Source organism: Thainema salinarum CENA647 (genome assembly GCF_057732415.1).
Window position 1 is genome coordinate 4293200 of record NZ_JBYJZJ010000022.1, and the last position, 13224, is coordinate 4306423.

Annotated in this window: 9 protein-coding genes; 3 read left to right on the forward strand and 6 right to left on the reverse strand. The window is 50.0% G+C overall.

Features of this window, described 5'->3' with window-relative positions; translation table 11 throughout:
• The first annotated feature begins 285 nt into the window (after positions 1 to 285).
• Together AC286M_RS25580 and AC286M_RS25585 are read left to right on the forward strand one after the other, a co-directional pair.
• Positions 286 to 1125 carry a basic amino acid ABC transporter substrate-binding protein gene (locus tag AC286M_RS25580; RefSeq protein ID WP_488207061.1) on the forward strand — a complete coding sequence of 280 codons (840 nt, stop codon included), beginning with the start codon at positions 286 to 288 and terminating at the stop codon, positions 1123 to 1125.
• Positions 1126 to 1328: 203 nt separating this feature from the next.
• On the forward strand, positions 1329 to 2081 hold the full coding sequence (locus AC286M_RS25585) for an amino acid ABC transporter permease (RefSeq protein WP_488207062.1): 753 nt from the start codon (positions 1329 to 1331) through the stop codon (positions 2079 to 2081).
• Between the two features lie 108 nt (positions 2082 to 2189).
• On the opposite strand, the gene proS is transcribed toward AC286M_RS25585, so the two are convergent.
• The 5 genes from proS to AC286M_RS25610 form a co-directional block, all read right to left on the reverse strand.
• The gene (gene proS, locus AC286M_RS25590) at positions 2190 to 4274 is read right to left on the reverse strand and encodes a proline--tRNA ligase (RefSeq protein ID WP_488207063.1); all 2085 of its coding nucleotides are present in this window, start codon (positions 4272 to 4274) and stop codon (positions 2190 to 2192) included.
• A gap of 166 nt (positions 4275 to 4440) precedes the next feature.
• Positions 4441 to 6606 (reverse strand): hypothetical protein, encoded by a 2166-nt coding sequence (locus AC286M_RS25595; RefSeq protein WP_488207064.1) that lies wholly within the window; start codon positions 6604 to 6606, stop codon positions 4441 to 4443.
• Between the two features lie 142 nt (positions 6607 to 6748).
• Positions 6749 to 7699 carry an ABC transporter ATP-binding protein gene (locus AC286M_RS25600; protein ID WP_488207065.1) on the reverse strand — a complete coding sequence of 317 codons (951 nt, stop codon included), beginning with the start codon at positions 7697 to 7699 and terminating at the stop codon, positions 6749 to 6751.
• 607 nt (positions 7700 to 8306) lie between these two features.
• Entirely contained in the window at positions 8307 to 9149 is an 843-nt protein-coding gene (locus AC286M_RS25605) for a lipoate--protein ligase family protein (protein WP_488207066.1), read from the reverse strand.
• Positions 9150 to 9356: 207 nt separating this feature from the next.
• Entirely contained in the window at positions 9357 to 9830 is a 474-nt protein-coding gene (locus AC286M_RS25610) for a YbjN domain-containing protein (RefSeq protein WP_488207067.1), read from the reverse strand.
• 303 nt (positions 9831 to 10133) lie between these two features.
• Between AC286M_RS25610 and ftsY the strand changes: the two genes are divergently transcribed.
• Positions 10134 to 11849, forward strand: coding sequence for a signal recognition particle-docking protein FtsY (ftsY, locus tag AC286M_RS25615; RefSeq protein WP_488207068.1), 1716 nt, complete (start codon positions 10134 to 10136; stop codon positions 11847 to 11849).
• A gap of 46 nt (positions 11850 to 11895) precedes the next feature.
• Here the strand turns inward: ftsY and AC286M_RS25620 are convergent, their stop codons facing one another.
• Positions 11896 to 13062: a pyridoxal phosphate-dependent aminotransferase gene (locus AC286M_RS25620; RefSeq protein WP_488207069.1), complete on the reverse strand. Its 1167-nt coding sequence runs from the start codon at positions 13060 to 13062 to the stop codon at positions 11896 to 11898.
• Positions 13063 to 13224 lie beyond the last annotated feature (162 nt).

The window sequence follows — 13224 nt, forward strand, 5'->3', positions numbered from 1 at the left end:
CAATAGAGCAGCAATTAGCTCAGCATGCTTATCATGTCCTGCAATTTAGGATAGACTTCGTTGCTACGAAATATTTTTGGCTGAACGATTACAATGGCGGCGGATTAATCCAGCAAAGCTGTTTATATCAGTCTCTCCATTCAGTTGTTTCTGTTAAGAAAGTTGACACAAATAGACTCCAAATCTGAAAAAGCGGAAGAGGTCTTCTAGGCATCTTTCTATTTTGGGATTGAGTTTTATTGGTTCGTTATTGATGACAAACATTTACATATTGATCAAATGACTATGATTGACTCGACGCGATTAACGCGATCGCGCTTTTTGCGACAAACATGTTTAGGATTGAGTGCCCTGCTGTTGGTCACGGCCTGCGGTGGTGGCGGCACTGATACGGCGAGTGGAGACGGCGCAGCCTCAGCCGACGGTGCCCAAACACTGACCGTTGCCACTGAACCTGCGTTTCCACCGTTTGAAGCTCAGGCCGCAGATGGTAGCCTAGAGGGTTTTGATATTGACCTGATGACGGCGATTGGCGAACAAGCCGGTTATGAAGTCGAATTTGAGAGCTTGCCCTTTGACGGCATTATTCCGGCACTGCAAGCGGGTACGGTAGACGCAGCGATTAGCGGCATGACGATCACCGCTGAACGGGAAGAAAATGTTGATTTTACCGATCCGTACTTTCAGGCTGGACTTGCGATCGCAACTCGCAAGGATGAAGGTACGGTGCAGTCGTTTGAAGATCTAGAAAACAAGCGCATCGCCGTTCAAATTGGTACCACAGGCGCAGAAAAGGCGAATGAAGTATCGGGTGCAGAAGTGAGTACCTTTGATTCGGCTCCACTGGCACTCCAAGAACTCCGAAACGGCAATGTTGATGCCGTGATCAACGATGCCCCGGTGACGCTCTATGCCATCAAAGAGGGCAACTTGGATGATCTGGAAGTGGTGGGTGAACAACTGACATCGGAGTATTACGGCATCGCCTTGCCGACAGGTTCCGAGGATCTAGAGGCGATTAATCAGGCTTTAGATGAGATCATCGCCAACGGCACGTACGCGGAGATCTATCAAAAGTGGTTTGGCACTGAACCGCCTGAGCTACCGGAAAACTACACGCCATAGGTTGTGTTCAGAATGCTCGGTTCTTAACTCGACTTGATTAGGAGTTATGCAATTTAGCCTAGCCAACGCTACTGATAGAGTTATGATCCCCCCTGCCCCCCTTAATAAGGGGGGTGGCGATAGCCGGGGGGATCCTGCAAGCTGTAAAACTTGTCAAGTGCGTAAGTCCTACTGATGTCATTCACTTAAATGGAGCCTGTATTGTGCTGATTCTTGGAGCAATTGATCTAGCACGGTCAATGGAGATTATCGCCGCTGCTCTTCCCAACCTGCTGCGCGGGGCGCTGATCACGGTTGAGCTAACGGCCCTAGCCGTTCTATTTGGCCTCGTTTTTGGATCGCTGATTGGTGTTGCTCGTCTGTCACCGATTCTGCCCCTGCGCTGGTTGACGCGGGTCTATGTTGACTTCTTTCGCGGAACGCCACTGCTGGTGCAGATTTTCATGATTTACTTTGGCATCCCGTCCCTGGCTGGGGGATTGGATCTAGAGTTTCGCTATCCCAATCGGCTGCTGCCTGCCGTTCTCGCCCTGTCGCTCAACGCGGCGGCCTACATTGCCGAAATTGTGCGAGGTGGTATTCAGTCGATTGAACTGGGGCAACAAGAAGCTTCTCAGTCGCTGGGTCTGGGTTCGGCGCAAACCATGTGGTACATCATTTTCCCGCAAGCCTTTCGCCGCATGATTCCGCCGCTGGGTAACGAGTTTATTACCCTGATGAAAGATACGAGTCTGGTTGCTGTGATCGGCGTCGAAGAATTGTTCCGTCGAGGTCAGCTCATCTATGCCAATAACTATGCCGTGTTCCAGATTTTGATTGCGGTTGCCGCGATGTATTTGGTGCTGACGCTGTTGTCGTCTCAGCTCTTTAGCTTCTTAGAACGCTGGATGGACCCGGTGAATAAGGCCAAACGTCGATCTTCAACGGCTGAATTGGCTCAAGAACCTACCGTTTAGGAATTCACAATTGCATTTCTAAACAGAGCATCCTGTACGGACCCAAACATCCCGTAGGGGCGAATGGCCATTCGCCCCTACAAAGGTTTAAACGCCTCTACCACATTTTTAGGATGTTAGCGCTGTGTCAACCCACTGTTTAATCAGCGAGGCGACTTCTTCAACGGGTACATCCTGCGATTCGTGATCGGCCCGCTTTACGACTTCTACTTTGCCGTCTTTCAGTGACCGACCTGTGACAATCCGGAAGGGAATGCCCACCAGATCGGCGTCTTTGAACTTGACTCCGGCTCGCTCATCCCGGTCATCCAGCAGCGTCTCTACACCCGCCGCATTTAGCTCGTTGTAGATTTGCTCGGCAGTCTTCATTTGGTTTTCGTCGCTGATGTTGGGGACGACAACAACGGCATGATAAGGTGCGATCGCAACTGGCCAGATAATTCCATCTTTATCGTAGGACTGCTCGACGGCGGCCTGTGCGAGACGGGATACACCAACACCGTAGCAGCCCATAACCAGCGGCTTCTCTTCACCCTGCTCGTTGGTATAGGTCGCGCCCATTGCCTCGGAGTATTTGATGCCCAACTGGAAGATGTGACCGATCTCGATGCCCCGTGCGGTTTGCAACGTTTGGCTTTGGTCATGCACCGCGCGATCGCCTGCTGCGGCTTTCCGCACGTCTACTACGTTGTCAGGCAGTGTAAACTGGTCGCCCCAGTTTGCTCCGACGACGTGATACCCAGAATCATTGGAACCAGTAACGAAGTTTTTGAGATCTACTGCTGTTTGATCGACTAATCGTTCAAACCTTACAAGATTTTCGCCTCTTTCAAATAGTGCTTGTAAAGCAGAGATTTTCATCTTTAGTCCGTCTACATCAGTTAGTTCATCACGGTTATCACCAGTAACAGCTTCTCCTTTTCCTTCTTCACTGCGAAGATATTTATTTACAGCCTGTTCTATCTCCCTTAAGGTATTAGAGGGATTTGACAGATCTGTTGAAGAAGGTATTTGCCTCCATACTTTTCTCGCCAAGGTTATGGATGACAGAGAGAAAACTCTCTTTAGATCTTCTTCTGATTCAATCTTGAGTGTAGTAGTAAAGTACTTGCTCCAATCAAGCTCGGGAGCTATGTACCCAACTGGAAGAGGTTCTAATCCTGAAGCCATCTGTGCTGAAGTTTCTAAAGCTTGTAGAGAAACAATAGTTATATTCTCTTCCAGCTTCGAAAGCTCATTCTGCAACTTAACCTCATTAACTTCTTGATCTCCTCGTATAGAAACAAGAACAATCATCCTAAACTCAAGTGAAGAATATTGCCGCAGATATCGAACGTCATAAAGAACGTTCTTCACAATTTGTGTTGGAGAACAATCAAGAAACTTTGCTAAGGACGCAATAGTTGGAGTGTTTGGCGTAACCAGCTTTTCGTATTGCTTGAACGGTGAGGGTTCAGCATCAGCAGGTAGCGATACGGCACGCTCGACGTTGGCGGCATACTGGCCATCTTCGGTGTAGAGCACTTCGTCTTCACCCGCTTCTGCCAGCACCATAAACTCCTGGGATTTTGCACCTCCGATCGCACCAGAATCGGCTTCCACTGCCCGAAACGCCAAGCCTGTCCGCCGCAAAATGTTGCAGTAGGCCGTATACATCTTCTGATACGACTCTTCCAGCCCTGCCTCATCGGCATCAAACGAGTAGGCATCCTTCATGATGAACTCGCGACCCCGCATCAGACCAAAGCGAGGCCGAATTTCGTCGCGGAACTTGGTTTGAATTTGGTAGAGATTCTGCGGCAACTGACGATAGGAGCGAATCATCTCCTTGGCGATTGTCGTAATCACCTCTTCATGGGTTGGCCCCAAACCCAGCTCTCGCTGCTGACGGTCGGTGAGGGCAAACATGATGCCTTCGGCTTGGGTGTAAGTATCCCAGCGACCGGACTCGCGCCACAGCTCGGCAGGCTGAATTTGCGGCAGTAGGCACTCCTGCGCTCCGGCTGCGTCCATTTCTTCCCGGACAATCTTCGATACCTTCTTGAGCACGCGCCACATCAACGGCAGATAGGAATACACCCCGCTACCAATCCGCCGAATATAGCCTGCCCGTACCAGCAGCTTATGACTCGGAATCTCCGCCTCGGCTGGATCTTCCCGCAATGTGACAAAAAGCATCTGAGACAATCGCATGGGCGCGTTTCCCTCTCTCAACCCTACTGAATAGTTACACACCAGTTAAGTCTACATGTTCCAGCGCGATGCAACATAGATACGGATTGGCTAACAGGTTACAAATGAGATCATCGCCAGCGTATTTTGGATGGTGTGCGTAAAAAGTGCGATCGCACATCAGAAGTCAGGGTTTTGCATCCCGTATTCTCCATTCTGACCTGCCAACCACCGCAAATTGCCGCCAGTGGATGCCGGCCAGTATCGTTGTGAGGCCACCCATCAAACTCAGAGGAATGACAAACATCGCCACTTCAGGGGGCAGTCCTAAAATATTGACATCGCTTAATGACGCAGGTACCAACCCGATACCAATCGCCAGCGATAAGCAGGGAAACAGCAGGCAACTGACGCTGCCAATGGAACCAAACCAAAACCGGCTTTTTTGCCGCTTGGCGAGCAACAACACCTGGCTTGCCATTGCAGCAAAGAAAACGGAACCTATGAACATTAAAGTACTGCCCACCAGTCCGAAAAGGTCGAGTTTGTCATTTAGAAAATGCCGATAACAGAGCATAAACCAAGCGGCGAAGAGGGTTGCCATCAGTAACAGATTGAGGCCTATACCTATGATTGGGGAGCTGGTATCGCCGACGAGTAAATCTCGCCACAGCGGTAGCCGACCTTCGTGAGTCATGCGGGCGGTGCGAAATCTGGCCCAGTCTTGCAAAGTCTGGCGATCGCAGCTAAGGCTCGGCACTAATAGCAAGCTATAGAGCAAACACAAGATGGCAATCAATGACAGCAGCGGCAACAAGTCATACCCCTCAACTTGGGTCTCCGACAACCCTAAGACGATGAACATAAACAGACCCGTCAGCCAATAGCTATATCGTCGAGCCAGTAAAGACTTTGTAGGGTGTTCAAACCGCCGCTGTAGAGCATGACCTAGCAACACACACCAGCCACAGGCATGCAACACCGTCAATAGGGTGTATTCCACAAAATTGACCCGAAAGATGCTCAGGGGCAGGTTAAGACCATTCGAATGGATCAGACTGTCTACATCAATGAAATAGCATGCACTTCCCAGAGGCGAGAACAAAACGGCCCAGTCCAGCGGTGTGGACGGCATAGGTATATTGCTATCCCACCTAGCTAGCGAAAAAACTCCTACCAGAAACTGAAAACTCAAGCCCCCAGCCGCTGCTAGCCAAGGTATTAGGGACATTAACATCGGTGCTCTGGTGGCCAAACCCAACAGCAACGCTGCTACATACAGAATAATCGTTTGGCTCAGCAAGGCAATGTTAAAGCCAATCAAGTAAAATCCATTGAACCCTGCAGAGAGTCCCGCATAGATTTGGAATGGCACCATAGCCGCGATCGCAAGATACAGACAAATCGGTACGCCTGCTAGTTTGCCACCCAAAATGGTCAGGGCCGAACGGGGACTCATACGCAAGAAATTCAGCGTGCCCCGCCGTTGTTCTTCCACCAAGTTGTTGGTCAATAGAAAGATGCCAAAGCCCATCAAGCACAAGGTCATCAATCCCGACAGGGTAATGAAGATGTTTTGGTACCACTGAGGCCAGTCAATTTGATAAGACAATTTATCTGTCGATAATTGACACCGTTGCTCGTCAGTATCGCCTATTAAACAGTAGTCAACCCGCTTATTTGATATGGCGATGCGGGATACTTGCACCGTAAACTGTCCTCGATCAGGACGATAGAGTGTCAGCTCAACAGTGGAGTGAATCAGCGGCAGGGTTTCTGTTGATAACTGTTGGTGCTCAGTCCCCCGAATTAGGTTCGCTACATTTTCTTCGTGAACCGGACGGTAATCCCCTTGCCAATCAGAGGCTGGGTTTCCAGTGATCTCGGCTATGGTTGCTTTTTCCAATTGTTCTATGGGCACACCATTTAAGGCCACCAAGCGATCCCCGACCCGTAACTGCTGCAAAGCAAACTGCCCTGCCTCATAATCGCCCCGTGCCACTGCTGGAGCCGCAATATTCTCGATGAAAAGTCCTCTTTGCCTACTAACCGTTCGCTCTGACCAGTTAGTGGGCATCACTTTCTCGTACACCTCATCAGGTAAACGCACTGCTGGAGACAAATTAATCTGTGGATAGGTGGTCAACTCTAAATCCGCTGGATCGACTCCGGGCAGCGCATTAATGAAGCAAAACAGCACAATGACCTGTACCAGCAATGACAACCCGATCGCTGTCAAAACTGAAAATCTTCTTAAGCGGCCTTTGAGTTCTCGGAGTAGTTGCGGATTCCAGTCTCCTAGGCGATCAAGGACAGACGTTGTGAGGGTACCGATGGATCTAAACGTCAGCATAACTATCTCCAAGATGGATGGGTGACAGTGGAAGAGATGGGTAGATGAGTAGGTAGGGCAGTTTCGAGTCAGGGGATGGATACTTTTATTTCAAACATACCCCTAACCAGAATGCTGGGACAGCAGGCAATTTCGCATCTGATTAGGTTGCTTGAGTATGACCAATTTTGCAGAAAATATCCTCCAGGCTTTCCCGAAATTGATGGAATTCATAAAGGGGAATGTTGGCATTAATCAGCGATCGCAACAGGTCGGCGGCATCATCAGAATTTCCTACAAACTGAATTGTGATCTGATTAGCTACAGGATCAGCCGCAATTTCTGAAACCAGTGAGCAGTGAGCTAATTCAGCGCGTAAATCCTGTAGCCTGCCGCGAGTACCGATAATGATTTTTGACTGGCTGAGCCGCTGATAGAGTGTTTCTAACGGAGCGCATTCCACCAAGTAGCCAAATTCTAGAATGCCGATCGCGGTACAGAGTTCTGCCAAATCGCTGAGCACATGGGAGGAAATCAAAATGGTCATGCCTAGACTATGAAGATTGCGCATGACCTGGCGAAATGTTTGCCGGGCAATGGGATCAAGCCCCGATACTGGCTCATCCAGCAGCAAAATCGACGGCATGTGAATTACCGTTCTGGCCAGTCCGAGTCGCTGCTTCATGCCCCGCGAAAGCGTTGTAATCAAACTCTCGCGTTTGTGCCCAAGATCGACCAACTCCAAAACCTGCTGAATGCTACGCACTCGCCGTTGCCCTTTCAGGTGATACAGCCGTGCGAAGTAATCTAAATAGTCCCAAACGGTCAGGTCTTCGTATAGCGGAAAATCATCGGGTAAGTAGCCGATTTGTCGCTTTAAGTCTGCCTGCGGACGACTGGGATCTAATCGCTCGCCCTGGAGTAGGATATCGCCAATAGTAGGGGATTCGGCGATCGCTAATAGGCGAATGAGGGTCGTTTTGCCAGCGCCGTTTGGCCCGATCAGACCAAATACAGCACCAGACTCAATTTCCAGGTCAATGTCTCGCAAAACAATTTGGTGATCAAATCGCTTGGTTAGCCGCTGTGTCTGAATAGCAAGGGAAGTATTCATAGTATGAGTAGCATTTATACACAGTAGGCACGGACGAATGCAGCCTCTTGAGCCTGGCCTGCAACTCATATCAAGTCCGTGTGTGAGAACCCTGTTTATTTTTTATGAAATGCTGGCTTAGCCAGCATTTCATAAAAAATAAACAATGGGTTTTTAACCGGATTTCATATCAGTCACTGATTCGCTAATTGACAGAAAAAACTCGTGTTAATCAAGGTGCGCTCTCTGAATATCAACTTGAGTTGCCATTAATCCAGCTCGCTCGCCTGATCAACATCCTCGATCCGTGAAACGACCAGCAGAGCACCCAAAATGATTCCATCAATTATATCCGCGATCAACCGTTGTCTGGGTTGGTAGGTCTGCTGGGTGAAACGTCATCTCTTAAGGCTTTAGGAAAAGCAGCAAAGAGAGATTAGCTTGACGGTTATGCTCAAAGCCGCTGCCGCTGCCGCCCATTAGGCCGAAGTCGAATTTCATCACAGAGTAATGGCTATGAAAGATTGTGTGCGTGGACAATTTGGCATCAACAGTGACAAAGTCCAAGCCGTTGGCTACCAGAAAAAGATGCGATCGCACTTTTCTTTGATGCAATCCCACCACTCATTCAATTAGTCTTCAGCAAATCAGTTGCCGCCGCATATTCCGCCACTGTCAGCGGTTCTTCTTGTAGTTCAATGTCAAACTCAGCTTGGGCAGCGGCAACGAGTGATGTAGTTAGCTCTGGAATCGAAACTCCAAATTGCCCAACTCCGACATATTTTTCCTTGCCGAAGTTGGTGCGTTGCGCTTCGCTTAATGGCACCCTACGATCTTCTTCCTCAAATCCTTTACAGCCCTCTATAGCCTTTGCAGCCTCTACAGCCCTCTCCCCCTCACTCATCATTGAAAACACCTCTTCCAACAGCCCCACATCCTGCTGTACCCGAATCGAGCCATGCTGCAAGATGCCCTGCCGTCGTCGGAGCTGAGCGCTGCCGATTAGTTTTTCTCCAGGCGGTAAGACTAAATCTGCTGCGGTTGCCGTGCCGAAACAGTCAGGATTGTGAATATAGCCCCGTCCGGCTTCGCCAAATTGGAGAGAGAGATTGTGCGATCGCAATCCTGTAATCAAAAATTGACAGAGATAGCGGTAAACCTCCATCCGCGATCCAGGCAAGTTAGAGGTAATTACCGCATAGGTTAAATCGCCTTGATGCAGAACCGCTCGTCCGCCAGTCGGTCGTCGCACCAAGTCAATTGGCTGGCCTTGCCAGGTCAAATGCTGCCAGTGTTCGGGGTGCGATCGCTGATGATAGCCTAGTGAAATTGCCGCAGGTGACCAGGTATAGAACCGCAGCACGCTCGGCATCTTGTCCGCCAAATGCTGCTCTAATAACCACGCATCAATTGCCATCTGTACCGCACCCGGAGCGTCAATCAGCGGTATCAAACGCCAAATATTCGCCATCAATCACCCCAAACACACCATAGGAGCGTTAGCGTAGCCATACCCGAAGGGTTATATGGCCATTCGCCCCTACGTAAAATTGAAAGACACCAGACTAAATTTATTCCTATGAATCGTGGATTGAATAGACTGTAAATCGTTCCATCCGTAGGGACACGGCATTGCCGTATCCCTACCCAAGGATTCCAACTTATTAAATCTGCGTTTCTATACGTTGCCGTATTCCTGCTGGAGCGGTTCATCGACATCATCGGCAATGGTAGCCACGATAGTCATAATCCGCGAGGTTTCAGCCGGAGTCAGTTCCTCCAGCGTCCGGCTCGATACCACCACAACTTCATTACCAATGATGGCAAACCGAGCTTCAAACGTCTCCGACCAGTTCATCTTGAGTAGCTTTTGCATGAGCTGCGCTTCGTTCTTTGCGGGCAAATTTAGCACAGGTGCCCAAACGGTTAACGTATCCTCGTCCTCGGTGCCGGAAAGCTGCACCATCACCTCAACCGTGCCGTACTTGAACTTCCATAGATACTGATCGTTGGCATGGCTGACCATTGCCGTTTGGTCAGTTTCCAGGCTGGAGATCACCGTTTCAATCACTTCAATGTGATTGGCGGCGGTATCCTCTTCAAACTCTTCAGTCATCGTGGGCACCGATTCAAGACTAGATTGGTAAGTCATAAGGAATGAACAAGAGACGTACGCTATCTCAACTCTACAATCTAAAAAAAGCGATTACCGGATCTAGAACGCAGTTCTTTATAAATCCTTTTCTCTTACATCTTGCACCTTGCACGTTGAGAGCCTGAAGAGGTTATTTTGCCGCCGCGATGCGGCGGCAAAATAACCTCTTCAGGGTTTTGGTGCAAAATATGAGTTTCTTCGATATTTGCCTAAATCCTACTTGGTTCGGTATTTTCGCTTTGAGTGCTGCCCATTATCAGACACAATTAAACACGAGAGTTAAATCCGTTAGGAAAGATCATGCCGCCGTTTAACTGGTTTCGTCGCGAGTTTGATGAAAAGGCCCAATCTGAGCAGTCTGCTGAATCGCAAGACCAGCAGACTGCTCAACCCGATGTTGCTGAGTCCAAATCGGATTCTGAATTAGCTGAATCAGCTGCTCCATCGGACTCGCAGCAACAGGCACTTGATTATCTGGAGTGGGCGAAAGCAGCGTATCAAAATATTCAAAAGCAGCAGACTGCAACATCGGCGACTCCTACGGATGCCTCGACTGCAGATCCACCATCATCTGCATCCAGTTCTGAACCAGCAGTCGCAGAACCGGGCGTTGCTGAAGCAGAAGTCACGGAACCAGAAGCCGAAGAAGCAAAAGTAGATGTGCAGGCTGCTCCAGAACCGACGCCAGAGCTAGAATCAGACACGGCGGCTGAAACAACTGAAGCGCCATCCGACGCTGAACCTGCTACGACTTCAGCATCTGTATCCTCTGCCTATGCGGCGGTGGAAGAACCGCTAGAAACACCTGTAGAGGAAGCAGTTGAAGCAGCGTCCACAGAACAGCCGGCTGCCGCCATGCCATTTTGGATGCAGGCCAACGCAGAACGTCAAGAGCGCTTAGAACGGCTGAAAGCCACTGCTGAGGAAGAACCAGAGCTAGAGCCAACACCTCAACCCGCTGCTGCAACCACAAAAACAGCACCACCTGAAATTCCGCCAGAACTGGTTGATTTTGACGAAGGCTTTATGTGGTCAGCGGAAATTTTGGCGGCTCAGGGACGGCGACCTGAAGAGATCTCAGTTGAAGAGATTACTTGGCTGAAGCGGCTGCGACAGGGACTTGGCAAAACTCGACGGGGCTTAGTGAATCAGCTCAAGGCCGTTGTCGGTCAGGGGCCACTGAACGAAGATGCTGTCATGGAGATTGAGGCACTGCTGCTCCAAGCTGATGTGGGTATTGAAGCCACCGATGAGATTATCAGTGGCCTGCAAAAGCGCTTACGGCAAGAGTCACTCCCCCCGGACGCTGCGATCGCATATTTAAAAGAGCTTCTGCGCAATATGTTGGATCAGCCGCTCCAGGGTAAGTACAACGCTACGTTCGCGCCAGAAAAGGACACGTTTAATATCTGGCTGATCACGGGCGTTAACGGTGCCGGTAAAACGACTACGATTGGCAAAATCGCTCATTTGGCCAAGAAGTCAGACTATCGCTGTCTGATTGCAGCAGCAGACACCTTTCGAGCGGCAGCGGTGGAGCAGGTCAAAGTCTGGGGCCAGCGCAGTGATGTGGAGGTGATTGCCAACCCTGGCAAGAATACCGATCCAGCGGCAGTAGTTTACGATGCGATCAGCGCCGCTCAGTCCCGTGAAACGGAACTCTTGCTGGTGGATACGGCAGGGCGACTCCAGAATAAAAAGAATCTGATGGAAGAGTTGAGCAAAATCCGCCGCATCATTGATAAACGCGCCGACAATGCCAAGATAGAGTCGCTGCTGGTGCTAGATGCCACGCTGGGCCAGAACGGTCTGCGACAGGCGGAAGTGTTTGCCGAAGCAGCCCAACTCAGCGGTGTTGTCCTGACCAAGCTGGACGGTACGGCCAAGGGTGGTATCGCTCTAGCCGTGGTGCAGCAGTTGGGTTTACCGATCCGCTTTATTGGAGCGGGTGAGGGCATTGAAGACCTGCGCCCGTTTTCCAGCTACGAGTTTGTTGAAGCGCTACTCAGCGGTTAGTCTTTAATCAAAAAAGCGGGATGGCGCTGCCATCCCGCTTTTTTGATTAAACCAGCGATTTAGTAAAGCGCTCTAGGCGCTCCATACCCTTTTTAATCGTTTCCATATCGGTCGCGTAGGAAAGGCGAATATTGTCATCAGCGCCAAAGGCCACGCCGGGAATCGCAGCCACATGCTCAGTTTCGAGCAGCTTCGTGCAGAAATCCATCGACTTGATGCCTAGTTTAGAGATATTGGGGAACATGTAGAATGCGCCCTGCGGTTCTGGGCAGACAAACCCTGGAATTGAATTTAGCGCTTCATAGATATAGTTGCGACGTTCCGCAAAGGCAAGACGCATTTCTTCCACACAGTCTTGTGACCCTTCTAAAGCTGCTATCGCACCATACTGGGCAAAGGTACACACATTCGACGTGCTGTGGCCTTGAATTTTGGTTGTTGCCTGAATCAGTTCTTCTGGCCCCGCTAGATAGCCAACCCGCCAACCCGTCATCGAGTAGGCTTTGGCAAACCCGTTGCTGGTAATCGTGCGGGCAAAGGCGTCTGGACTGGCTGCACCGATGCTGAAGTGAGTTGCACCATCGTAGAGAATCCGCTCATAGATTTCGTCTGCCACCACCCAAATGCCTGCATCGACAACCACCTGTGAGATCGCACGCACCTCATCGGGTGAGTACACCATGCCCGTCGGGTTAGACGGTGAGTTGAAAACAAATAGCTTCGTCTGAGGCGTAATCGCCTGCTTCAACTGCTCCGGCGTAATCTTGTAGCCTTGATCTACGGTGGTTTCGACAATGACCGACTTGCCACCCGCCAGCTTCACCATTTCGGGGTAGCTGACCCAGTAGGGAGCCGGAATAATCACCTCGTCGCCTTCCTCAATCAGCGCCTGAGTCAGATTGTAAAGCGACTGCTTGCCGCCATTGGTCACAGCAATATTTTTCACTTCGTAGGGAAGCTGATTCTCGGTTTGCAGCTTATGTGCGATCGCAGATCGCAAAGCGGGTTCACCTGCGGCTGGCCCATAGCGAGTTTTGCCATCATCTAATGCCTGCTTAGCGGCAGCTTTAATATGTTCCGGTGTATCAAAGTCCGGTTCTCCAGCGCTAAAGCTACAAACATCTAACCCATCGGCTTTCATGGCTTTGGCTTTTGCAGAGATGGCCAAAGTTAATGAAGCTTCTACCCGATTGACCCGTGCGGCTAATTTCATCCCGTTCTTCCTGCGCACTCACCTACGCACTCACATTCAGCTCTATTTGAATCAATCCACCAGTCAAATTGCTGATGAAATCAGCAGGTTGACGGCACATGTTAACGACACATAGTGCTGTCAGCAATCTGACTAACGCCATAATTCAACCAACCTAGTCTA

Coding starts and splice junctions, on each gene's coding strand:
- ftsY (WP_488207068.1), top strand. CDS start 10,134: ATGCCGCCGTTTAACTGGTTTCGTCGCGAGTTTGATGAAAAGGCCCAA.
- proS (WP_488207063.1), bottom strand. CDS start 4,274: ATGCGATTGTCTCAGATGCTTTTTGTCACATTGCGGGAAGATCCAGCC.
- AC286M_RS25595 (WP_488207064.1), bottom strand. CDS start 6,606: ATGCTGACGTTTAGATCCATCGGTACCCTCACAACGTCTGTCCTTGAT.
- AC286M_RS25620 (WP_488207069.1), bottom strand. CDS start 13,062: ATGAAATTAGCCGCACGGGTCAATCGGGTAGAAGCTTCATTAACTTTG.
- AC286M_RS25610 (WP_488207067.1), bottom strand. CDS start 9,830: ATGACTTACCAATCTAGTCTTGAATCGGTGCCCACGATGACTGAAGAG.
- AC286M_RS25605 (WP_488207066.1), bottom strand. CDS start 9,149: ATGGCGAATATTTGGCGTTTGATACCGCTGATTGACGCTCCGGGTGCG.
- AC286M_RS25600 (WP_488207065.1), bottom strand. CDS start 7,699: ATGAATACTTCCCTTGCTATTCAGACACAGCGGCTAACCAAGCGATTT.
- AC286M_RS25580 (WP_488207061.1), top strand. CDS start 286: ATGATTGACTCGACGCGATTAACGCGATCGCGCTTTTTGCGACAAACA.